This window comes from Blastococcus aggregatus (genome assembly GCF_900221005.1).
Classification (GTDB): domain Bacteria; phylum Actinomycetota; class Actinomycetes; order Mycobacteriales; family Geodermatophilaceae; genus Blastococcus; species Blastococcus aggregatus.
The window spans coordinates 77,715-98,929 of sequence record NZ_OBQI01000001.1 but is presented as its reverse complement, the minus strand read 5'-3'; the positions used below and the strand labels follow the sequence as shown (position 1 = coordinate 98,929).

At 75.3% G+C, this 21,215-nt stretch carries 21 protein-coding genes and 1 tRNA gene; 10 read left to right on the top strand and 12 right to left on the bottom strand.

What is annotated here, in order from left to right; translation table 11 throughout:
* From nadC to nadA, 3 genes are read right to left on the bottom strand one after another with little or no spacing between them, the layout of a single operon-like run.
* Positions 1 to 885, bottom strand: a complete 885-nt coding sequence (nadC, locus tag CRP29_RS00480; protein ID WP_097193125.1) for a carboxylating nicotinate-nucleotide diphosphorylase — start codon at positions 883 to 885, stop codon at positions 1 to 3.
* Entirely contained in the window at positions 882 to 2,564 is a 1,683-nt protein-coding gene (locus tag CRP29_RS00475; RefSeq protein ID WP_097193124.1) for an L-aspartate oxidase, read from the bottom strand. The genes nadC and CRP29_RS00475 overlap by 4 nt, the downstream gene beginning before the upstream one ends.
* The gene (gene nadA / locus CRP29_RS00470; RefSeq protein WP_097193123.1) at positions 2,557 to 3,570 is read right to left on the bottom strand and encodes a quinolinate synthase NadA; all 1,014 of its coding nucleotides are present in this window, start codon (positions 3,568 to 3,570) and stop codon (positions 2,557 to 2,559) included. The genes CRP29_RS00475 and nadA overlap by 8 nt, the downstream gene beginning before the upstream one ends.
* A gap of 72 nt (positions 3,571 to 3,642) precedes the next feature.
* Between nadA and CRP29_RS00465 the strand changes: the two genes are divergently transcribed.
* Complete coding sequence (locus CRP29_RS00465; RefSeq protein WP_097193122.1) at positions 3,643 to 4,362, top strand: NUDIX hydrolase; 720 nt, start codon at positions 3,643 to 3,645, stop codon at positions 4,360 to 4,362.
* 143 nt (positions 4,363 to 4,505) lie between these two features.
* Positions 4,506 to 4,661 (top strand): DUF6131 family protein, encoded by a 156-nt coding sequence (locus tag CRP29_RS22510; protein ID WP_097193998.1) that lies wholly within the window; start codon positions 4,506 to 4,508, stop codon positions 4,659 to 4,661.
* Positions 4,662 to 4,770: 109 nt separating this feature from the next.
* Here the strand turns inward: CRP29_RS22510 and CRP29_RS00455 are convergent, their stop codons facing one another.
* Positions 4,771 to 6,087, bottom strand: a complete 1,317-nt coding sequence (locus tag CRP29_RS00455; RefSeq protein ID WP_176522773.1) for a lytic transglycosylase domain-containing protein — start codon at positions 6,085 to 6,087, stop codon at positions 4,771 to 4,773.
* A gap of 129 nt (positions 6,088 to 6,216) precedes the next feature.
* Positions 6,217 to 6,289: transfer RNA gene (locus CRP29_RS00450), tRNA-Arg, on the bottom strand.
* Between the two features lie 187 nt (positions 6,290 to 6,476).
* Here CRP29_RS00450 and CRP29_RS00445 point away from each other — a divergent pair.
* Both CRP29_RS00445 and ettA read left to right on the top strand, forming a co-directional pair.
* Positions 6,477 to 7,007, top strand: coding sequence for a single-stranded DNA-binding protein (locus tag CRP29_RS00445; RefSeq protein WP_097193120.1), 531 nt, complete (start codon positions 6,477 to 6,479; stop codon positions 7,005 to 7,007).
* A 101-nt stretch (positions 7,008 to 7,108) separates the two neighbouring features.
* Positions 7,109 to 8,779 (top strand): energy-dependent translational throttle protein EttA, encoded by a 1,671-nt coding sequence (gene ettA, locus CRP29_RS00440; RefSeq protein ID WP_097193119.1) that lies wholly within the window; start codon positions 7,109 to 7,111, stop codon positions 8,777 to 8,779.
* Positions 8,780 to 8,848: 69 nt separating this feature from the next.
* Here the strand turns inward: ettA and CRP29_RS00435 are convergent, their stop codons facing one another.
* Positions 8,849 to 9,304, bottom strand: coding sequence for a protein-tyrosine phosphatase family protein (locus CRP29_RS00435; RefSeq protein WP_097193118.1), 456 nt, complete (start codon positions 9,302 to 9,304; stop codon positions 8,849 to 8,851).
* 67 nt (positions 9,305 to 9,371) lie between these two features.
* Between CRP29_RS00435 and CRP29_RS00430 the strand changes: the two genes are divergently transcribed.
* Complete coding sequence (locus CRP29_RS00430) at positions 9,372 to 9,788, top strand: acyl-CoA thioesterase (protein ID WP_097193117.1); 417 nt, start codon at positions 9,372 to 9,374, stop codon at positions 9,786 to 9,788.
* An 81-nt stretch (positions 9,789 to 9,869) separates the two neighbouring features.
* On the opposite strand, the gene CRP29_RS00425 is transcribed toward CRP29_RS00430, so the two are convergent.
* The 5 genes from CRP29_RS00425 to CRP29_RS00405 form a co-directional block, all read right to left on the bottom strand.
* Complete coding sequence (locus CRP29_RS00425) at positions 9,870 to 10,466, bottom strand: biotin transporter BioY (protein ID WP_217991409.1); 597 nt, start codon at positions 10,464 to 10,466, stop codon at positions 9,870 to 9,872.
* A gap of 111 nt (positions 10,467 to 10,577) precedes the next feature.
* A complete protein-coding gene (locus CRP29_RS00420; RefSeq protein ID WP_097193116.1) occupies positions 10,578 to 12,134 on the bottom strand; it encodes a glycoside hydrolase family 13 protein in 1,557 nt (518 codons plus the stop codon).
* Complete coding sequence (locus CRP29_RS00415; RefSeq protein WP_097193115.1) at positions 12,131 to 12,565, bottom strand: globin; 435 nt, start codon at positions 12,563 to 12,565, stop codon at positions 12,131 to 12,133. Before CRP29_RS00415 ends, CRP29_RS00420 begins: the two co-directional genes overlap by 4 nt.
* Positions 12,562 to 13,830 (bottom strand): MFS transporter, encoded by a 1,269-nt coding sequence (locus tag CRP29_RS00410; RefSeq protein ID WP_245852222.1) that lies wholly within the window; start codon positions 13,828 to 13,830, stop codon positions 12,562 to 12,564. Before CRP29_RS00410 ends, CRP29_RS00415 begins: the two co-directional genes overlap by 4 nt.
* A gap of 88 nt (positions 13,831 to 13,918) precedes the next feature.
* Positions 13,919 to 16,015 carry a prolyl oligopeptidase family serine peptidase gene (locus CRP29_RS00405; protein WP_097193114.1) on the bottom strand — a complete coding sequence of 699 codons (2,097 nt, stop codon included), beginning with the start codon at positions 16,013 to 16,015 and terminating at the stop codon, positions 13,919 to 13,921.
* 209 nt (positions 16,016 to 16,224) lie between these two features.
* Between CRP29_RS00405 and CRP29_RS00400 the strand changes: the two genes are divergently transcribed.
* Together CRP29_RS00400 and CRP29_RS00395 are read left to right on the top strand one after the other, a co-directional pair.
* Positions 16,225 to 16,752, top strand: coding sequence for an HNH endonuclease (locus tag CRP29_RS00400; RefSeq protein WP_097193995.1), 528 nt, complete (start codon positions 16,225 to 16,227; stop codon positions 16,750 to 16,752).
* A complete protein-coding gene (locus CRP29_RS00395) occupies positions 16,749 to 17,612 on the top strand; it encodes an SCO6745 family protein (RefSeq protein WP_097193113.1) in 864 nt (287 codons plus the stop codon). Before CRP29_RS00400 ends, CRP29_RS00395 begins: the two co-directional genes overlap by 4 nt.
* 3 nt (positions 17,613 to 17,615) lie before the next feature.
* On the opposite strand, the gene kynU is transcribed toward CRP29_RS00395, so the two are convergent.
* The gene (gene kynU, locus CRP29_RS00390; RefSeq protein ID WP_097193112.1) at positions 17,616 to 18,881 is read right to left on the bottom strand and encodes a kynureninase; all 1,266 of its coding nucleotides are present in this window, start codon (positions 18,879 to 18,881) and stop codon (positions 17,616 to 17,618) included.
* Positions 18,882 to 18,955: 74 nt separating this feature from the next.
* On the opposite strand from kynU, the gene CRP29_RS00385 reads away from it, so the two are divergent.
* The 3 genes from CRP29_RS00385 to CRP29_RS00375 are packed head-to-tail and all read left to right on the top strand — an operon-like array spanning position 18,956 to position 21,181.
* On the top strand, positions 18,956 to 20,386 hold the full coding sequence (locus CRP29_RS00385; RefSeq protein ID WP_097193994.1) for an amidase: 1,431 nt from the start codon (positions 18,956 to 18,958) through the stop codon (positions 20,384 to 20,386).
* A 29-nt stretch (positions 20,387 to 20,415) separates the two neighbouring features.
* On the top strand, positions 20,416 to 20,679 hold the full coding sequence (gene ctaJ, locus CRP29_RS00380) for an aa3-type cytochrome oxidase subunit CtaJ (RefSeq protein ID WP_097193111.1): 264 nt from the start codon (positions 20,416 to 20,418) through the stop codon (positions 20,677 to 20,679).
* A gap of 55 nt (positions 20,680 to 20,734) precedes the next feature.
* Positions 20,735 to 21,181, top strand: coding sequence for a DUF5130 family protein (locus CRP29_RS00375; protein ID WP_097193110.1), 447 nt, complete (start codon positions 20,735 to 20,737; stop codon positions 21,179 to 21,181).
* Positions 21,182 to 21,215: the final 34 nt, after the last annotated feature.

Here is a 21,215-nt window from a genome sequence, read left to right as displayed (position 1 = left end):
TCAGCGGAGGTCGAAGCCCAGGTCGAGCACGGGCGCGCTGTGGGTGAGCGCACCGACCGCGAGGTAGTCGACGCCGGTCGCGGCCACCTCGGCGGCGCGGTCGAGCGACAGCCCGCCGCTGGCCTCCAGTCGCACGCCCGTGCCGCGCACCAGGTCGACCGCGGTGCGGGTGTCGGAGGTGGAGAAGTTGTCCAGCAGCACCAGGTGCACGCCGGCCGCGATCGCCTCGCGCACCTGGTCGAGGGTGTCGCACTCCACCTCGAGCGGGATGGACGGCGCCGTCGCCCGCACCGCCTGGACGGCGGCCGTGATGCCACCGGCCGCCGCGACGTGGTTGTCCTTGACCAGTGCCGCGTCGCCGAGGGCCATCCGGTGGTTGACCCCGCCGCCGCAGCGCACCGCGTACTTCTCCAGCGCCCGCAGGCCCGGCGTCGTCTTGCGGGTGTCGCGGACCGCCGCGCCGGTGCCCTCGATCGCCTCGGCCCACCGGTGGGTGAGCGAGGCGATACCCGACAGGTGGCAGATCAGGTTGAGGGCGGTCCGCTCGGCGGTGAGCAGCGAGCGGGTGGGCCCGGTGACGGTGAGCACCGGAAGCCCCGGCTCGGTGGTCGCGCCGTCGGCCTCGTGCACGCCGATCTCCACCGCCGGCCCGCCGACCAGGTCGAAGGCGGCGGCGGCGACCCACACCCCGGCGAGCACGCCGACGCTCCGCGGGGTGACGTCGCCGGTGGCGACGGCGTCCGCCGGGACGGTGGACTCCGTCGTCACGTCGGGGCCGAAGGCGAGGTCCTCGTCCAGAGCGGTGCGCACCAGGCGCTCGACGGCGTCCGGGTCGAGCCCGTCCTTCCGCAGCGCGGTGGCGACGGCGTCGCGCAGCGCGGTCATGCGACCACCCGCTCGCCGGCGCCGGTCTGCACCGGCACGGTGGAGGTGCGGACGTGCCCGGTGCGGTCGAGCCGGTGGACCAGCCGCACCTGCCACTCCGGCCGGGCCCCGGGTGCGTCCAGCCGGCGGTGGCAGCCCCGGCTCTCGGGGCGCGCCAGGGCGGCGGAGGCGAGCAGGGTCGCGACGGTGTGCAGCGCGGTGGCCTCGACCGCGGCCAGGTCGAGCGGTGCGGCACTCCGGTCGACGGCGGCCAGCGTCCGGGCCAGCCCGGCCAGGCCCTCGGCGTCGCGGAGCACGCCGGCGTGCCGGGTGGTGACCGCCGTGATCAGGCTGCGCGCGGCCGGGTCGACCACGTCACCGTCTTCGGCCGGCGGCACGGCGTCGGCCAACGGGGGCAGGTCGGTCGCGAGCAGCTCCGCGCAGCGGCGAGCCGCGACCAGCCCCTCGGTGATCGAGTTCGACGCCAGCCGGTTGGCGCCCTGGACGCCGGTGCACGCGATCTCGCCCACGGCGAACAGCCCGGGGACGCCGGTCCGCCCGTCCAGGTCGGCGAGCACGCCCCCGCAGGCGTAGTGCGCGGCGGGCACGACCGGCACGGGCGCACCGGTCAGGTCGAGGCCGGCGTCGCGGCACGCCTGCGCGATGCCGGGGAAGCGGCGCTCGAGGAACGCCGCACCCAGGTGACGGGCGTCGAGGAACACGTGGTCGGCGCCGGTCGCCCGGAGGTGGGCGGCGATGGTCGCCGAGACGACGTCCCGGGGCGCGAGGTCGGCCAGCGGGTGCGCTCCGGCCATGATCCGGTTCCCGTCCGCGTCGACCAGGACCGCGCCCTCACCGCGCACCGCCTCGGAGACCAGCGGCTGCTGCCCGGAGGCGCCGGCGCCGGTCCAGAGCGCGGTGGGGTGGAACTGCACGAGCTCGACGTCGGCGACCTCCGCGCCGGCGCGCAGGGCGAGCGCCAGCCCGTCGCCGGTGGCGCCCGCGGGGTTGGTGGTCGCGGTGAACACCTGTCCGTAGCCGCCGGTGGCCAGCACCACGGCGCGGGCGCGCAGGTCGGCGACGTCGACCAGTGCGCCGCCGTCGGCGATCCGGGCGACCCGCAGCCCGGCGACCCGGCCGTCCGCGGCGCGCAGGGCGTCGAGGGCGACGGTGTGCTCGAGGACGGCGATGCCCCGGGCGCGCAGGGCGGCGGCCAGGGTCCGGGTGACCTCGGCCCCGCTGGCGTCACCGCCGGCGTGCACGATCCGGTCGCGGCTGTGCCCGCCCTCGCGGGTGAGCGCCGGCCGGCCGTCCGCGGCGAGGTCCAGCCGCGCGCCGAGGTCCTGCAGCTCCGCGATCGCCCGCGGCGCCTCGGCGACCAGCGTGCGCACGGCCGTCTCGTCGCAGAGCCCCGCACCGGCGACGAGCGTGTCCTGCACGTGCAGCTCCGCGGCGTCGTCGTCGCCCAGGACGGCGGCGAGCCCGCCCTGCGCCCACGGCGTGCTCCCCGCGCCCAGCTCGCCCTTCGTGACGACGGTGACCGCGCGCCCGGCCTCGGCCAGCGCGACGGCGGTCATCAGCCCCGCTGCGCCGCTGCCCACGACGACGACGTCGGTGACCTCCTCGCGGCCGGCGGCCGGGAGCGGCAGCGCGGCGACGACGGACGGCGCCAGGGTGGCGACGCCGGGCACGTCACTCACCGACCGGTGACGGCGTGCCGATGGCGACCATGGCCTCGACGGCGGCGCGGGCGCGGGCGGCCACCTGCGGGTCGACCGTCACCTCGTCGCGGCCCTCGCGGAGCGCGCGCAGCAGCTTCTCCGGCGTCGACATCTTCATGTACGGGCAGGAGGCGCGGGAGTTGACCGGCTCGAACGACGTGGTCGGGTTGGCCTGGCGCAGCTGGTGCAGCATGCCGATCTCGGTGGCGACCAGGACGCGCTTCGCCGTCGTCCGGCGGGCCTCGTCGAGCATCCCGCCGGTGGAGAGGATGTGCACCCGCTCGGTGGGCAGCTGCCCGTCGCTCACCATCCACAGCGCGCTGGTCGCGCAGCCGCACTCGGGGTGCACGAGCAGCTCGGCGTCGGGCGCGGCCTCGACGCTGGCACGCAGGTCGGTGGGGGAGATGCCGGCGTGCACGTGGCACTCGCCCATCCAGATGCGCATGTTCTGCCGGCCGGTGACCCGCTGGACGTGCGCGCCGAGGAACTGGTCGGGGAGGAAGAGGATCTCGCGGTCGGCCGGGATCGACTCGACGACCTCGACGGCGTTGGACGAGGTGCAGCAGATGTCGGTCTCGCCCTTCACCTCCGCCGAGGTGTTCACGTAGGAGACGACGACGGCGCCCGGGTGCTCGGCCTTCCAGGCGCGCAGCTGGTCGGCGTCGATCGTGTCGGCCAGCGAGCACCCGGCGTTCGCGTCGGGCACGAGGACCGTCTTCTCGGGCGCCAGGATCTTCGCCGTCTCGGCCATGAAGTGGACGCCGGCGAACAGGATGGTGCTCGCCTCGCTGGCGGCCGCGAGCCGGGAGAGCGCCAGGGAGTCGCCCACGTGGTCGGCGACGTCCTGGATCTCGGGCGCCTGGTAGTTGTGCGCCAGGATGACGACGTCCTTCTCGCGGGCCAGCCGGCGGACCTCGTCGCGCCAGTCCTGCCACTGGTCGGGGGTCCAGGAGGCAGCGGGAGAGGCGGGCAGCGTCGCGGTCACGGGGGACCTCCGTCGAGTGTGGTTTCTGACTATCAGGCGAAAACCTCGGATCAGACCCTAGCATTCCCGGGCATGGGATCCGTCTGGTCGTCGCCGGAGCGCCCGGCCTTCCCGCACCAGGCGCTGGCCGTGGTGCTGCAGGTCCGCGACCGGCGGCTGCACGCGATGTTGTGGCAGCGGCCCAACGAGCCCTTCGCCGGCGCCTGGGCGCTGCCCGGGGGGCCGCTGCTGGCGGAGGAGACCCTCGGGGCCTCGGTGGCGCGGCAGCTGGCCGCCAAGGTGGAGGTGGAGGTGCTGGGCCATCTCGAGCAGCTGGAGACCCGCAGCGAACCCGGCCGCGATCCCCGCGGCCGCACGGTGGCGACGGCATACCTCGGGCTGATCCCCTCGCACCTGGACCCGGCGCTGCCCGACGACACCGCCTGGCACCCGGTCGACGCGCTGCCCGCGACGGCGTTCGACCACGGCTCGATCGTGCGGTCCGCGCTGCATCGGCTCCGGTCGAAGCTCTCGTACACCAACGTGGGCTTCGCGCTGGCCCCGCCGGAGTTCACGGTCGCCGAGCTGCGGGAGGTCTACGTCGCGGCCCTGGGCTACGACGTCACCGCGACCAACCTGCAGCGGGTGCTGCTGCGCCGGGGCGTGCTGGAGGCCACGGGGGAGCAGGCGCCGCCCGGCCGGTCGGGTGGCCGGCCGGCGGCGCTCTACCGGTTCGCCTCGCCGCAGCTCGAGGTCACCGACCCCTTCGCGGTCTTCCGCCCGCCGGCGCAGAAGCCAGGACGCGAGGGGTGACCGGTGCTGACGACGACGGGGGAGCGGCCCGTCCGTGCGTCGAGTCGATCACGAACGGGTGATCGTCGGAGCGTCGAGGTGTCGCGGGCGCGGTCGTGGCTACCGTCCGGCCCGACCCGCTTCACCTCTGGACGGAGATCTGCATGCTCATCCTCGGCTTGATCCTGCTCCTGATCGGCATCTTCGCCAGCATCCCGATCCTCACCACGATCGGGATCATCCTGCTCGTCGTGGGTGCGGTCCTCTACGTGCTCGGGGCGACCGGGCGCGCGGTCGGAGGACGAAAAGTCTGGTACTGACCGCCTCTGCGACGCCGGCCTCCTGACGAGGCGGAGTCGAACGGGACGGTGAACCGACGAGCCCCCGGCCGCATCGCGCGGTCGGGGGCTCGTCGGCGTCCGGGGTCGGTCACGGGCAGACCGGCAGGCCCGGGATCAGCTTCACCCCGAGCGGGCCCAGGAGGGTGCAGGTGACGCCGGGGACCAGCTCGACGACCGGCGGCGGCGGGGGCAGTGACGGCGCGGGCGCGGGGAGGGCCGGCGCCGGCAGCGGGGCGGGGGGCAGCGGGAGCGGCAGCGCGGGCGCGGCGGGAGCCGGCGGGGCCGGCGCCGCCGGGGCCGGCGCGGGAGCCGGCGCTCCGCCCCCGTTGCCGGGAGCAGGTACGGCGCCGCTCCCACCGCCGCCCGCCGGTGCCGGGGCGCCGCTCCCTCCGCCGGGCTGTGCCGGTGCGCCCGGCTGGCCGGCCGGGGCGTCGCCCGAGGGGGGTGGCGCCCCGGGGTTGCCGCCGAGCAGGACCGTGTCCCCGGAGGCGGGGGTGGTGTCGCGGACCCCCAGCGCCGGGCCGGGTGCCGCCGGCGAGCGGAAGCTCCCGGAGGGCGGGGGAACGGGGCTGCTCGTGTCGCCGCTGAGCGGCAGCGAGTCGACCGGGACGCCGGTCGCGTAGGACCGGGCGAGCGCGAGCACCTGCGCGACGTACTCGTCGGAGTGGTTGTAGGCGAAGACCGCCTTGCGCTGCCCGGCGTCGGTGCGCAGGTCGCCCCCGGCCGTGCAGAGGTAGTTGGCGGCAGCCAGGCTCGCGTCGTCGATGTCGAAGGGATCGGTCGTGCCGTCCCCGTCGGCGTCGACGGCGTAGGAGCGCCAGGTGGTCGGGATGAACTGCATGGGCCCGACGGCGCGGTCGTACTGGCTGTCGCGGTCGAAGGCGCCGTCGTCGGAGTCGGAGATGAAGGCGAACTGCACGCCGTTGAGGGCCGGTCCCCGGATCTCGGGGGTCGAGGTGCCGTCCGGGTTGAGCGTGGCGCCGCCGTAGCGCCCGTGGTTGGACTCGACGCGGCCGATGGCGGCCAGCAGCGACCAGTCGATGCCGCACGTGGGCTTCGAGGCGTTCATCCGGGTCGCGGCGACGCGGTAGGCGTTCAGCGCGACGTTGGGGATGCCGTTCTCGGCCAGCCCGGTGATCACCGCGGGCGTCGCCGGCTGGGGCCGGGGGACCGCGGCGGGCAGCGGCGGCAGGGTGATCGCACCGTCGGGGGCCCCTCGGGACAGCGGTGAGGTCGCGGGCCGCTCGGTGCTGGTCTCGGCGTCGGCCTCCTGCAGCCCGCCGCCGTCGCCGGTGGAGGCGCTCACCCCGCTGAAGAACCCGGCGCTCCCGATCACCGCTGCGGCGAGCAGCAGTGCCCGGTGACGCCGGTTCCCGGGCGTCCGTGCCGTACCGCGCGCGCGCATGGACTTCCGCATCCGTCACCCCTGTGGAGGTCCGACTTTGTCCCGTGGCCGGGGCCCGACTACCCGTGACGTGTGGTCCTAATCACAGGGTCAGCGGACGGATTCGTACCGTCTGGAGCACGGCGTCGGCGCGCCCGGCAGGATTCGAACCTGCGACCGTCGGATTAGAAGTCCGGTGCTCTATCCGCTGAGCTACGGGCGCTCGGTCGCCGATCATCGCATCGCGGGGTGGCTCCGGTTCCGGGACGCTCGGCGACGTCGTCCACAGGGGTGGGGCGCGTCCACAGATCGGCCGGGACGGGTCCGCAGCGGTGCCGCGCAGCCCAGGGTCGGAGCAGGCCGGCATCGCGTCGGCCGCGCCGTCCGGCGCAGCACCCCCGAGGAGCACCGTGAACGACACCACCGTCACCGTCGTCGGCAACGTCGTCGACGCACCGCGTCGCAACAACACCCAGAACGGCGCGGTGACCAACTTCCGGCTCGCGTCGACGGCGCGGCGCTACGACGCCGCGACCGAGCAGTTCGTCGACGGCGGAACCCTCTGGGTCGACGTCGAGTGCTGGAACGCGCTGAGCGGCAACGTGGCCGCGAGCATCAGCAAGGGCGACCCGGTCATCGTGCACGGGGCCCTGACCACCCACAGTTGGGAGTCCGACGCCGGTCCGCGCAGCAAGCCGCGCATCAAGGCGTTCGCCGTGGGGCCCAACCTGCAGAAGGGGCGGGCGCTGTTCACCCGGGACAAGTCCGGCCGGGCCGCCGACGAGCACTCGGCCGCGCCGTCGGGCCCGGACGCGGCCGACGCGCCGGACTTCCCGGGCCCGGATGCCGAACCTCGGGCCGGACGGGACTACGTGGACGCCGAGGGCGCGTTGAACTCCCTGGACGCCGACGACCTCACCGCACAGCCCGCGCACGCCTAGTTGCCCCGGGCTGGGAGGATCGGAGGTGAGAACGCATGGGGGCCGGGCCGGGGACGCCGGCCCGCCCCCGCTCGCGAGACGACGGAAGGCTCCGAAGCCCAGTGGCTCAGTACATCTACACGATGGTCCGCGCGCGCAAGGCGCACGGCGACAAGGTGATCCTCGACAACGTCACCCTGTCGTTCCTGCCCGGCGCGAAGATCGGCGTCGTCGGCCCCAACGGCGCCGGCAAGTCGACCGTGCTCCAGATCATGGCCGGCATGCAGCAGCCCTCCAACGGTGAGGCGACGCTCGCTCCGGAGGCGACGGTCGGGATCCTGCTGCAGGAGCCGCCGCTGAACGAGGCGCTCGACGTGCGGGGCAACGTCGAGGAGGCGGTCAAGCCGCTGCGCGACGCGCTGACCCGCTTCGAGGAGGTCAGCGCGGCGATGGGCGAGCCCGACGCCGACTTCGACTCGCTCCTCACCGAGCAGGGCGAGCTCATGGAGATCATCGAGAACCAGGACGGCTGGGAGCTCGACGCCCGCATCGAGCAGGCCATGGACGCGCTGCGCTGCCCGCCGGGTGACGCCGACGTCACCGTCCTCTCCGGTGGTGAGCGCCGCCGCGTGGCGCTGTGCAGGCTGCTGCTCGAGGCGCCCGACCTGCTGCTCCTCGACGAGCCGACCAACCACCTCGACGCCGAGAGCGTCGCGTGGCTGGAGCAGCACCTCGAGAAGTACGCCGGCACCGTCGTCGCCGTCACCCACGACCGGTACTTCCTCGACAACGTCGCCGAGTGGATCCTCGAGCTCGACCGGGGCCGCGCCTACCCCTACGAGGGCAACTACTCCACCTACCTCGAGACCAAGGCCGCCCGCCTGCAGGTCGAGGGGGCCAAGGACGCCAAGCGCGCCAAGCGGCTCAAGGACGAGTTGGAGTGGGTGCGCTCCGGCGCCAAGGCCCGCCAGGCGAAGAGCAAGGCCCGCCTGGCCCGCTACGAGGAGATGGCCGCGGAGGCCGACAAGTTCCGCAAGCTGGACTTCGAGGAGATCCAGATCCCGCCGGGCCCGCGCCTGGGCAGCGTCGTGGTCGAGACCAGCAAGCTGACCAAGGGCTTCGGCGACCGCGTGCTGATCGACGACCTGTCGTTCACCCTGCCGCGCAACGGCATCGTCGGCGTCGTCGGCCCCAACGGTGCCGGCAAGACCACGCTGTTCAAGATGCTGGTCGGCGAGGAGAAGCCCGACGAGGGCGAGATCAAGGTCGGCGAGACCGTCAAGCTCTCCTACGTCGAGCAGAGCCGCGGTGGCATCGACCCGAAGAAGACGCTGTGGGAGGTCGTCTCCGACGGCCTCGACCACATCAAGGTCGGCAACGTCGAGATGCCCTCGCGCGCCTACATCGCGGCCTTCGGCTTCAAGGGCCACGACCAGCAGAAGCTGGCCGGCGTGCTGTCCGGTGGGGAGCGGAACCGTCTCAATCTCGCCCTCACCCTCAAGCAGGGCGGCAACCTGCTCCTGCTCGACGAGCCCACCAACGACCTGGACGTCGAGACGCTGACCAGCCTCGAGAGCGCGCTGCTCGAGTTCCCCGGCTGCGCCGTCGTGGTCAGCCACGACCGGTGGTTCCTCGACCGGGTGGCGACGCACATCCTCGCCTACGAGGGCGACTCGAAGTGGTTCTGGTTCGAGGGCAACTTCGACGACTACGAGAAGAACAAGGTCGAGCGGCTCGGCGTGGAGGCGACCCGCCCGCACCGGGCGACCTACCGCAAGCTCTCCCGCGACTGACCCGCGCGCTCGCACGACCCACGACGGCCGGCCCGGAGCACCTGCTCCGCGCCGGCCGTCGTGCGTCGGTCAGGCGGTCGCCGAGGGCCCGGGCAGTTCGCCGTCGAAGTGGAGCACGAACCGGCGCTGCCACCGGGTCTCGACGGCCCGCCGCCGGTAGTGGTGCCGGACGAACGCCACGGCCTCGTCGGCGGCTACGCCGTCCAGCACGGCCAGGCAGGCCAGCGCCGTGCCGGTGCGACCGGTCCCGCCGCCGCAGGCCACCTCCACCCGCCGGTCGGCCGCGTGCACCCAGGCCGTCGACAGAGCCAGCCGCAGCGCGTCGGTGTCCGCCGGCAGCCCGAAGTCGCGCCAGGGCACCCACACCTGCTCCCAGGCGGTCCCCGGCGGCCGGCGGCGCGCGAGGTAGACGCCGAACTCCGGCTCCGGGGCCGGCGGTGCCGCCCGCACCGAGCGCCCGAGCACCCGTCGGCCCGAGGGCAGCGCGAGCACGCCCGGCAGGTCCGCGGGCCAGGGGTCTCCCACCGGGCCACGGTAGGGCTCCCGGCAGGTCCGTGCGCGGCCCGGGACCGCCGTACGGCAGGGTGGCGGTGTGAGGCACACCGCGGAGGTACCGATGCGCTGGTCGGACATGGACGCCTACCAGCACATCAACAACGTGGCCTTCCTCGGCTACTTCGAGATGGCCCGCATCAGCCTGTTCCGCGAGCAGCCCACCCACGACCTGCGGACCGGGCAGCGGCGCGGGCTGATCGTCGCCGCGCACGAGATCGCCTACAAGCGCCAGGTCGTCTACTCCTCGACGCCGCTGCAGGTCGACGTGTGGATCACCGACGTCCGCGCGGCGACCTTCCTGTGCCGGTACGAGCTCTTCGACCACGGCCAGCTCGCGGTCACCGGCAGCACCAAGATCGTCCCGTTCGACTTCGCCATCGTGCGCCCCCGCCGGCTCACGCCCGAGGAGAAGGAGTTCCTCGCCCGCTGGGCCGACGAGGCCCCGCCGGCCTGACGCGCCTCGCCGGACGCAGCGCCCCCCGAACGCAGCGACCCCCGAACGCCGACGGCGTCCGGGGGTCGTGTGCGAGGGGTGTCAGGCCCGGCGGGCGGCCTTCCAGGCGGTGCCGAGCACCGCGGCGGCGACCCCGGCCTTCACCAGCCCACCGAGGATGAACGGGTAGAAGCCGGCGTCGAGCGCCTGGGCGGCCGACAGGTCCGCCGAGACGGCGAGCCACGGCACACCGACGGCGAAGACGACCGCCTGGCCGGCGATGAACAGCGGCACGGCCTTGAGGGGGTTGCGGTCCATGGCGTGGCGGGCGCCCAGGCCGATGAGGAGGGCGGCAGGGATGAAGCCGACGACGTAGCCACCGGTCGCGCCGAAGACGACGTCGACACCGCCGCTGGCCTCGGAGTAGAACGGCAGGCCCACCAGCGCGCAGGCCATGTAGGCCACCTGCACCGCGATGCCCCGCACCGGGCCGAGCGCGGCGGCGGTGAGCACGACCGCCAGCGTCTGGCCGGTGATCGGCACCGGCGAACCCGGGACCGGCACCGAGACCTGGGCCAGCGCGGCGGTGAGCAGGACCCCGAGGGCCACGAGCACGACGTTGCGCGCGCGCACGGCGGGCACGAGGTCGGCGAGAACGAGCGGGCGCATGGGCAGCGCGGGCATCGAGGCGGTGGCCACAAATCCTCCTGGACGGCGGGTCGGCACCGGCCCCACGGCCGGCGCTCCGGATCACGGGAGAGTCTGCACTACGGCCCGACCGGCGCCGTCACCCGCCGGGCCGGCGGCGGGTCAGGCCACCAGCCAGGCGGTGGCGTCGTCCGGGAGATGCCCGCCGGCGACGTCGGCGCTGGCCAGGAGGACGGTCCCCTCGGGCAGCGGGACGTCCGCGCCCGACAGGTTCACCAGGCACACCAGCCCGCCGGGACGCCGGAAGGCCAGGCATCCGTCGGGTGACGGCAACCACTGCAGGCCCTCGCCGGTCAGCGCGGGCGAGGACGAGCGGAGGGCCAGTGCGGCCCGGTACAGCGACAGCATCGACGCCGGGTCCGCGGCCTGGGCCTGGGCGGTCAGCGCCGCCCAGCCCTCGGGCATCGGCAGCCAGGTGTCGGGGCGCGACGAGAAGCCGTAGGAGGGCTCGGTGCCGGACCACGGCACGGGGATGCGGCAGGCGTCGCGGCCGCGCTCCTTGCCACCGGACCGGAACCAGATCGGGTCCTGCAGCGCGTCGTCGGGCAGGTCGACGTCGGGCATGCCGAGCTCGTCGCCGTTGTAGAGGTAGGCCACCCCCGGCAGCGCGAGCTGGAGCAGCGCGGCCGCCCGGGCCCGGCGGGTGCCGAGCTCGCCGTCGCCGTAGCGGGTGACGTGGCGCGGCCGGTCGTGGTTGGAGAGCACCCAGCACGCCGGTGCGGGGCTGTCCTCGACGGCGGCCAGCGAGTGCACGACGGCGTCGCGCAGGGCGGTCGGGGTCCACTCCGCCGTCAGCAGCTTGAAGTTGAAGGCCAGCTGCAGCTCGTCGGGGCGCAGGTACCGGGCCAGCCGCTCGTCGTCGGAGACCCACACCTCGCCCACGGCCATGGTGCCGGGGTACCGGTCGAGCACCGCCCGGATCCGGCGGTGCACGAGGTGCACGCCGTCCTGGTCGAAGCGGTGGTCCCCGGGGCCGTGGTCGTCGAGCAGCCCGGTGTCGTCCATGGGCACCATGTCGGGCAGGCCGTCGGGCTTGGCCATGCCGTGGGCGACGTCGATGCGGAAGCCGTCGACCCCGCGGTCCAGCCAGAAGCGCAGCGTCTCCTCGAGGTCGCCCAGCACCTCGGGGTTGCCGAAGTTCAGGTCCGGCTGCTCGGGGGCGAAGATGTGCAGGTACCACTGCCCGTCCGGCACACGGGTCCAGGCCGGCCCGCCGAACACCGAGGGCCAGTTGTTCGGCGGCTCGCTGCCGTCGGGGCCGCTGCCGTCGCGGAACAGGTACCGCGCGCGCTCCGGCGATCCGGGCCCGGCGGCGAGCGCCGCCTGGAACCACTCGTGCTCGTGCGAGCTGTGGTTGGGCACCACGTCGATCGTGATCCGCAGGCCCAGCGCGTGCGCTTCCGAGAGCAGTGCGTCGAACTCGGCGAGGTCGCCGAACACCGGGGCGACGTCGCGCGGATCCGCGACGTCGTACCCGTGGTCGGCCATCGGGGAGGGGAAGAAGGGCGTGATCCACAGCGCGTCGACGCCGAGGTCGCGCAGGTAGGTCAGCCGGCCGCGCAGGCCCGCGAGGTCACCGACGCCGTCGCCGTTCCCGTCGGCGAAGCTGCGGATGTAGACCTGGTAGAAGACGGCGTCCCGCCACCACGCGTCGGTCATCGGCGGGGAGCGCGGTCCGCGTCCGCGTCGGCGGGGAAGCGGTTCTGCATGCTGCCGGCCGCGTTGACCAGGTAGCCCCAGAGGGTGGCGTCCTGGTCGGCCGGGAGCCCGAGGGAGTCGACGGCGTCGCGCATGTGCGAGATCCAGGCGTCGCGCTCGGCCGGGCCGATGGCGAAGGGGGCGTGCCGCATCCGCAGCCGCGGGTGGCCGCGCTGGTCGGAGTAGGTCGTCGGACCGCCCCAGTACTGCTCCAGGAACTGGCGCAGCCGGAGCTCGGCACCCGCCCAGTCGTCCTGGGGGTACAGCGGCGCCAGGACCGGGTCGGTGCGCACGGCGGCGTAGAACCGGGCCACGAGCCGCTCGAAGGTGGCCTGCCCACCGACCTCCTCGTAGAAGGTCCGGGCCGACGGCAGCCGCCTCGACTCGCTCATTCCCGCGGTGCTCCCTCGACGTCGATCGGGACGGACGACCGGTCGTGCGTCCGTCGATAGGCAATCAGCGCCGGGGCGACGGCGATCATTCCGATCCCCCCGCACAGCGCGAGCACACCGCTGGGGGCCACGCCCTCGGCGGCGAGCCCGGCGGCCAGTGCCCCGATGCCCTGCACGCCGTAGAGCCCGCTGACCGCGACACCGAAGGCGCGGCCGCGATAGGCCGCCGGTGTCGCCTGCACGAAGGCGATGTTGAGCGGGATGAGCCACGCGGACCCGAGGCCCGACACGAACAGCAGGGCCAGCAGCGTCGTGAACGAGGGCCAGCTCGCGCCGGCGAGCGCGACCACGATCCCGCCGGCCAGCAGCGGGGCCAGGGACAGGAGCACCAGCGGCACGACCAGCCGTTCCCGGCGGCCCGGCGTCACCAGCCTGCCCAGCAGCAGCCCGCCGATCACCACGCCCGCCGGGTTGGCGGCGAGCAGCACGCCGATCGCCATGCTGCCGCCGCCGAGCTGGGAGGCGAGCGGGGCGGCGATGCCTTCCCACGCGTTGCCGAACAGCGCGGCGACCCAGAGGACGGCGATGATCGCGACCATCCGCCGGGTGCGGCCGATGAAGCGCAGCCCGGCGGCGGCGTCGCGCCACAGGGACCGGCCGGCCTCGGGCGGCGCGGGCGCCGGCCGGCGCTGCAGGCGGGCGGACAGCCACAGCGCCGACACCGCGAAGGTGACCGCGTCGATGCCCAGCGCCAGCGAGGGGTGGACCGCGACCAGCGCGCCGCCGACGAGGAAGCCGACGACCTGGGCGACCTGCAGGGTGACCGTGGTCAGGGAGGTCGCGACGGCGTAGCGCTCGCCGTCGAGCACGTCGGCCATCAGCGCCGAGCGGGCCGACTCGAAGGGTGGCGCGCACAGCGAGACCAGCAGCAGCAGCCCGAGCAGCACCAGCAGCGGCATGCCGGGGACGGCCATCAGCGCGAGGAGCAGGGCGCGGACGACGTCGGTGGTGATGAGCACGCGGTGCCGGGGCAGCCGGTCGGCCAGGGTCGACAGCAGCGGCCCGCCGATCAGCCACGGGAAGTGGCTGATCGCGAAGGTGAGCGCGGACAGCAGCGGGGAGTTCGTGCGCTGGAAGACGAGCACGGTCAGCGCGACGCGGGCGAGTTCGTCGCCCGCGGTCGAGAGCAGGAACGTGCCGAACAGCGGCCGGAACTCCGCGACGGCGAAGACCTCGCGGTACGTGGCGGGCCGGGCGGGGATCACCTCTTCCGGCGCGGCCGCGGTCAGCGGAGCCCGACCACGGTTAGTGACCTGTTCATCACCGAAATACTGACAGGCGCGACCCGCTGTGTCAGCGAAGGCCACCCTCAGAGTTTTCGGACGGATCCAGACCGGTGTGCCGCGCCAGGAACGCGAGCTGGTCGGCGGCCAGCCCCACGGTGCGGCTGACCGCCCGCGCGCCGTGTCCCACCGAGACCTCCCGCCGCAGCACGACGGGCGCCGCGGCGGTCGTCGCGTGCTGGAGGGCGGCGGCCAGCTTGCGGCCGTGCAGCGGGTGCACCCGGGTGTCGGACTCGAAGGTCGTGAACAGCACCGCCGGGTACGCCGCTCCCTCCCGGACCGCGTGGTACGGCGAGTAGCCCAGGAGCCAGCCCAGCTCGGTGGCGTCGTCGGCGGTGCCGTACTCGTCGTTCCAGGTGCGCCCCAGACCGAACAGCTCGTACCGGACCATGTCCAGCAGCGGCGCGCTGCAGACGACGGCGGCGGCGAGGTCGGGGCGCTGGGTGAGCGTCGCCCCGACCAGCAGGCCACCGTTGGAGCCGCCGAAGACGCCGAGCTGCGCGTGCGTCGTCCAGCCCCCGGCGACCAGGTGCTCGCCGGCGGCGACGAAGTCGTCGAAGACGTTCTGCTTGCGCTCGCGCATCCCGGCCCGGTGCCAGTCCTCGCCGTGCTCCGACCCGCCGCGCAGGTTGGCCACCGCCCACACACCGCCCGCCGCGACCCAGGACAGCGCCTGCGCGCTGTAGGCGGGGGTGAGGGAGACGTTGAAGCCGCCGTACCCGTAGAGCACGGTCGGCCGCGGGGCGTCCGGGGTGCCGGTCCCGGACAGCACGAACAGGTGCACCGGCGTTCCGTCGGCCGAGGTCGCGTGCGTCTCGACGACGGTCAGCTCCGGGACGGCGCCGGCGACGGCGGCCCGCTCCCAGTCCTCCAGCGCGCCCGGCGTGCCGGCGTCCCAGCGCAGCACCGAGGGCGGCGTGGCGTAGTCGGTGTAACCGACCCAGGCCTCGCTGCCACCCTCGGGCCGGGAGACGACGCCGGAGACGCTGCCGGCGCCGGGGGCGGGTACCGCGCCGGTGCGGCCCGAGCCGTCCGCGGCCCAGACGGAGAGCCGGTCGGTGGCGTCCACGGCGTGCACGGCCAGCACCTGCAGCCCGCCGTCGGGGCCGTCGACCAGGGTCACGTCGGAGAGCACGCCGTCCCGCTGCTCGGGGACGACGTCCCGCCAGGCCGCAGGCGCCCAGGTGGCGGGTTCCGCCGGATCGGCGACCGCGAGCCGCCAGCGCGGGGCGTCCCGGTCCGACAGGAGCCAGAGCCGGCCGTCGCGGGCCACCCAGGCCGAGGTCTGGGCGTCCACGCCCACCTGGAACTCGCGCAGCGCGCCGCCGGCCGAGAGGTCGGCCAGCCAGACGTCGTCCCGGGGTGCGGTGCCGACCGACCGGGAGACGACCAGCCAGCGGCCGTCCCGGCTGGTGTGCACCCCGAAGTAGCTGGCGGGGTCGCTGCCCTCGCCGTGCACGAGGACGTCGTCGGCCGGGTCGCCGCCCACCCGGTGGCGCCAGACCCGCCGGTGGAACTGCTGCTCGTCGGCGGGCACCAGCTCGGGGGCGAGCCGGCGGACGTAGAACAGCTCCTCGCCCCCCGGCAGCCAGGCGACGGGGGAGTAGCGGCAGCGGTCGACCGGCCCGTCGAGCAGCTCGCCGCTGGCCACGTCGAGCACGTACAGCTGGGACTCCTCGTCGCCGCCCACGGAGAGCTGGTACGCCAGCCGGTCGCCCTCGATCGACGGCGACCAGGCGTCCAGCGTCGTGGTGCCCGCGGGGTCCAGCGCCATCGGGTCGACCAGCACCCGCACCGTGCCGTCGGCCTCGGTCACCCGCAGCACCGCGTGCTCCTGGCCCGGGTCGCGGCGGGTCGAGAAGGCACGCGCGCCCCGCCACACCGGCAGCCCCACGGCGCCGGCGTGCACCAGCTCCTGCATCCGCGCGGCGAACTCCGCCCGCAGCGGCAGGCCCGCCAGCACCTCAGCGGCCAGCGCGTCCTGCGCCTCGCTCCAGGCGACGGTTCGCGGGTCCTCGGCGTCCTCCAGCCAGCGGTAGGGGTCGGCGACTGCGTGGCCGTGCAGGTCCTCGACCAGGTCGAGCCGGGGGGCGTCGGGATAGCGCATCCGGCCACGGTAGAGCCACCGCCCGTGCCCGCGGCGGGCCCGAGGGCGACGCCCGCGGCTCCGCCGGGTCAGAATGGGGCAGCCCGCGGGTCTCGGAGCCACCGGCGGTCCGGGGCGACCGGAGGTGATCCGTGCCGCGTTCCGTGCCCGGGTCGTCGACGGCGGGCCAGCCCGGTCCGCGCCGCGACCCCGTCCCAGCGGTCCTGCCCGTGCCCTCGCCCGGCACCACGGGCGCATCCCTGCTGCTCAACGCGACCTTCGAACCGCTGTGCGTCGTCTCCAGCCGGCGGGCCATCGTGCTGGTGCTCGCCGACAAGGCCGTCGCCGTCGACTCGACCGCCGACGTCGTGCACGCCGAGACGGTGAGCCTGCCGGTCCCGGTCGTGGTCCGGCTGACCCGCTACGTGCGCGTGCCCTACCCGTCGTCGGTGCCGCTGTCCCGGCGGGCGGTCTTCACCCGCGACGGCCAGACCTGCGTCTACTGCGGGGGGTCGGCGACCAGCATCGACCACGTCGTCCCGCGCAGCCGGGGCGGCACGCACACCTGGGACAACGTCGTCGCCGCCTGCCGCCGGTGCAACCACACCAAGGCGGATCGCTCGCTGGCCGAGCTCGGCTGGTCCCTCCCGCAGGCGCCGCGCACGCCGACGGGTGCCGCCTGGCGGCTGCTGGGCCACCGCACCGTCGATCCGCGCTGGCGGGAGTGGCTGGGCATGCCTGAGAGCGTGAGCGCATGACCTCACCCGCGACCGCCCGCCTGCTCTGGGCCCTGGCCGAGCCGTTCCACGCGCTCACCTACTTCGCCGGCGAGGCGGCCGCTCAGTTCGAGGCGGCCGGCCTGCGCGGTTTCTGGTCGGGCTACTTCGCCGGCCGCGCGGCGCCGCTGGGCGCCGTCGGCGCGGAGGTCGTCACGGCCACGTTCGTCAACTTCGCGCCCGGCTTCGTCGCCCGGCGCGTGCCGGCGGTGTGGGACGCGGTGAGCCCGGCCGCGGCCCTGGACGCCCGGCTGGCCGGGGTGGACGCCGCGATCCGCCGCGTGCTGGGCGAGGAGTGGACCGGCTCCGACGACGTGCGCGAGGCCCGGGATCTCGCCACGGCCGCGGCGGCCGCCGTCGACGCCCCCGGCCGCCCCCTCGCCGCCGCGAACACCGCGGTGGCCGTCCCCGCGGAGCCGCATCTGGAGCTGTGGCAGGCGCTCACCACGCTCCGCGAGCACCGCGGCGACGGCCACACCGTCGCGCTGGTGGCGCGCGAGGTCGACGGCGTGCAGGCGCACGTGCTCGCCGCCGCGGCCGGCCGGTCCGACCGGGCGTGGCTGCAGAAGGCGCGCGGGTGGGACGACGCCGCCTGGGACGACGGCGCCGCCCGCCTGGCCGACCGCGGCTGGCTGGCCGACGGCGCGCTCACCGCCGACGGCCTGGCCGTGGTCGCCGCGGTCGAGGCCGACACCGACCGGCTCGCCCTGGGCCCGTGGCAGGCGCTCGGCGCGCAGGGCTGCGACCGGCTCGCGGAGCTGCTGCGGCCGGTGCGCCGCGCCGTCGTCACCGCGGGGGAGTGGCCGGCGGGCAACCCGATCGGCGTCGCCGCACCGGAGTGAGCGTCAGGTGACCCGCGCGCGCTCGGCCGGGAACGCCTCGTAGGAGCGGTCGGCCAGGATCGCCCGGAACCGGTCCATGGCGTCCCAGACGTCGACGAACCGCGTGTAGAGCGGCGCCGGCCCCAGGCGCACGCGGTCGGGCGTGCGGAAGTCCGGCACCACGCCCCGGTCGACCAGCGCCTGGGTGAGCTGCCACGCCTGCGGGTGGGCGAAGGTGACGTGCGAGCCGCGCCGGGCCGCCTCCCGCGGTGAGGCCAGCGCCACCCCGGCCGGCACCAGCCACTCGTCGCCGAGCGCGACGAGCAGGTCGGTCATCGTGCGGCCCTTGGCGGCCAGCGCGCCGATCTCCGCCTCGGCCACCAGGCCGGCGCCCACCTCCACCGCGGCCATGCCGATGACCGGCGGCGTGCCGACGCCGAAGCGCTCGATGCCCTCGGCCGGCTCGTAGGCCGGGCCCATCTCGAACTGGTCGCGCTGGCCGAACCAGCCCTGGATGGGGGAGCGCAGCTCCTCCTGGAGGTCGCGCCGCACGTAGAGGAACGCCGGGGCGCCCGGGCCGCCGTTGAGGTACTTGTAGGTGCAGCCCACGGCCAGGTCGGCGCCGGTGGCGTCGAGGTCGACCGGCACCGCGCCGACCGCGTGCGAGAGGTCCCACAGCAGCAGGGCGCCGGCCTCGTGCACCAGCCGGGTCACCTCGGCGACGTCGGCCAGCGCGCCCGAGCGGTAGGCCACGAGCGACAGGACGACGACGGCGACGCGCTCGTCCAGCGCCGCCGCGAGCACCGCGAGGTCCAGGCCCTCGTCGATGTCGGCGTCGATCTCGCGCACGGTCATCCCGCGCGCCTCGGCGACCCCGGCGACGACGTACCGGTCGGTGGGGAAGTCGTCGGCGGTGCAGACCAGCACGTCGCGGTCCGGGCGGGCGGCGGCACCGGCGGCCAGCAGCTTGTAGAGGTTCACCGTCGTCGAGTCGCCGACCAGCACCTGCCCGGGGCCGGCGCCCAGCACGCCCGCGCCGAGCTCGTCGCCCAGGCGCGTCGCCGCTCCGATCCACTGCGACCACGAGCCGACCAGCCCGCGCGCCCACTCCTGCTCGACCACGCGCGTCACGGCGGCCGGGGTGGCCAGCGGCATGCGGCCCAGCGAGTTGCCGTCGAGGTAGAGCAGCCGGTCGGGGCCGGTCTCGTCGGCGCCGGCGAAGCGGGCACGGAACCCGGCGAGGGGATCGGCCGCATCGAGGGCCTCCGCGGCGGCACGGGAGAGGTCCATGACCCCCTGTGTACGGGACCGCCGGCCCGCCGTGGTCCCGGGGGTGGGCGCAGCTGCCGCTAGCGTCGCCGCCCGTGACGCAGCTGCACGACCTCACCGCGCTGGAGCAGGCCGCCGCCGTCCGGGCCGGCGAGGTCAGCCCCATCGAGCTCGTGCGGCACGCGCTCTCCCGGATCGAGGCCCTCGACGCGCGGCTCGGCGCCTTCATCACGGTCACGCCCGAGCGCGCGCTGTCCGCCGCCGCCGCGGCCGAGCGCCGCGTGCGGGACGGCGGCCGGCTGCCTCCGCTGCTCGGCGTGCCCACGGCGATCAAGGACCTCACCAACACCGCCGGCGTCCGGACCACCTACGGCTCGCGGGTCACCGCCGATCACGTGCCCGCCGTCGACGACGCCGTCGTCACCCGGCTGGCCGCGGCCGGGACGATCAGCCTGGGCAAGACGAACACCCCCGAGTTCGGCTTCCCCTGCTACACCGACAACGACGTGGTCGGCCCGGCCCGCTGCCCCTGGGATCCACGCCTGCTGGCCGGCGGCTCCAGCGGGGGTGCGGCGGTCGCGGTGGCGGCCGGCCTCGTGCCGTTCGCCCAGGGGAGCGACGGCGGCGGCTCGATCCGGATCCCGGCGAGCATCAACGGGCTGGTGGGCCTCAAGCCCGCCCGCGGGCGGGTCAGCAACGCGCCGCTGGGCAGCGAGACCACCGGGCTGGTCACCTCCGGCCCGCTCGCGCGGACGGTGCGCGACGCCGCCGCGATGATCGACGCGATGGCCGGCCCGGAGCTCGGTGATCCCTCCTGGGCGGCTCCGCTGCCGCCGGGGGAGACGTTCCTGGCCGCGGCCGATCGTGCGCCCGGGCCGCTGCGGATCGGGGTCGTGCCGTCGTCGGTGTCGGGGGTGCTGCAGCCCGAGGCCGCCGCCGCCCTGGCCGACGCCGCGAACCTGCTCGCCGACCTCGGGCACGGGGTGGAGGCGGCTCCGGACGGGCTGCTCGGTCCGGAGGTCATGCCGGCCTTCGAGCAGGTGTGGGCGCTGTCCGCGGTCACGCTGCCCGTCCCGCCCGACCGGGTGGGCGAGCTGCGGCCCCTCACGCGGGAGCTGCGCGCCCGCGGCCTGGCGCTGTCGGCCCGGGACGCGATGCTCGCGCTGGCCACCCTGCGCTCGGCCGCGCGCCGGTTCCTGCGGGCGACCGCCACCTACGACGTCCTGCTCGCCCCCGTGGTCACCATGACCCCGCGTCCGGTGGGCTGGTTCGACGGCGACGGCGACGGCGCCGAGGACTTCGAGCGCACCAAGCGCTACTCCGCCTTCCCCGCGCTGTACAACGTCACCGGTCAGCCGGCGATCAGCGTGCCGCTGCACCGGACGGCGGAGGGGCTGCCGATGGGCAGCATGCTGGTCGGCCGGCCCGCCGACGAGCTCACCCTGATCTCGCTGTCGGCCCAGCTGGAGGCCGCGCGGCCCTGGGCGCACCGACACCCGGACGTCTGGGGGGAGCGGGCGGGCTGACGGCGTGCGGTGCCGGTAAGTTGAGCGCCGTGACCGTTGCCGAGACCATCCTCGTCTTCGCCGGGGGGCCACTGGCCGTGATCCTGGTGCTCGCCCTGCTGACCATCGCGCCGGGCGTGCGGAACCGGCGCCCCCGCTACAAGCCGGGGCAGCCCTGGGAGCACGCCCCGGTCTGGTACGAGCCGCACCCGGACGGCCCCGCGCACGGCGGGGCCCACGGCGACGGGCACGCCGCGCTCCCGGCCGGCGCGAAGCCGGCCGGTCCGCTCGGTGGGGCCCGGGGCACCTGGTGAACACCCTGACCACGACTCCCTCCGCATCCGCGATCGACCTGCCCGGAGGCCCGCGATGACCCGCGCGCTCGAAGTCGAGTCCCACGACACCGCCACGTCCTCGACGATGGCGTCCCGCACGGACGAGCCCCTCGACCAGATCTTCAGCTTCCGCGAGCTGGCCCGCGTCGACGAGGCGCTGACGCTCTCCTCGCGGGAGACCGGCCTGCGCTTCACCCTCTACGTCGGCGACCTGGGCACCCCGACCCGCGCCCGCGCCGAGGAGCTGCACGCGCACTCCGGCGGCATCACCGCCGAGGGCGTGCTCATCGCCGTCTCGCCCGGGCAGCGCGTGGTGGAGGTCGTCACGGGCTCCGCCGCCGCCCGCCGGCTGCCCGACCGCGCCTGTGCGCTCGCGGTCCTCTCGATGACCACCGCCTTCGCCGGTGGCGACCTGGTCGGCGGCATCATCAACGGGCTGCGCCAGCTGTCCGACCAGGCGGGCCGCCCGACCCACCGCTGAGTCATCGCGGTCCTTCGGACCGCGCAGGACGACA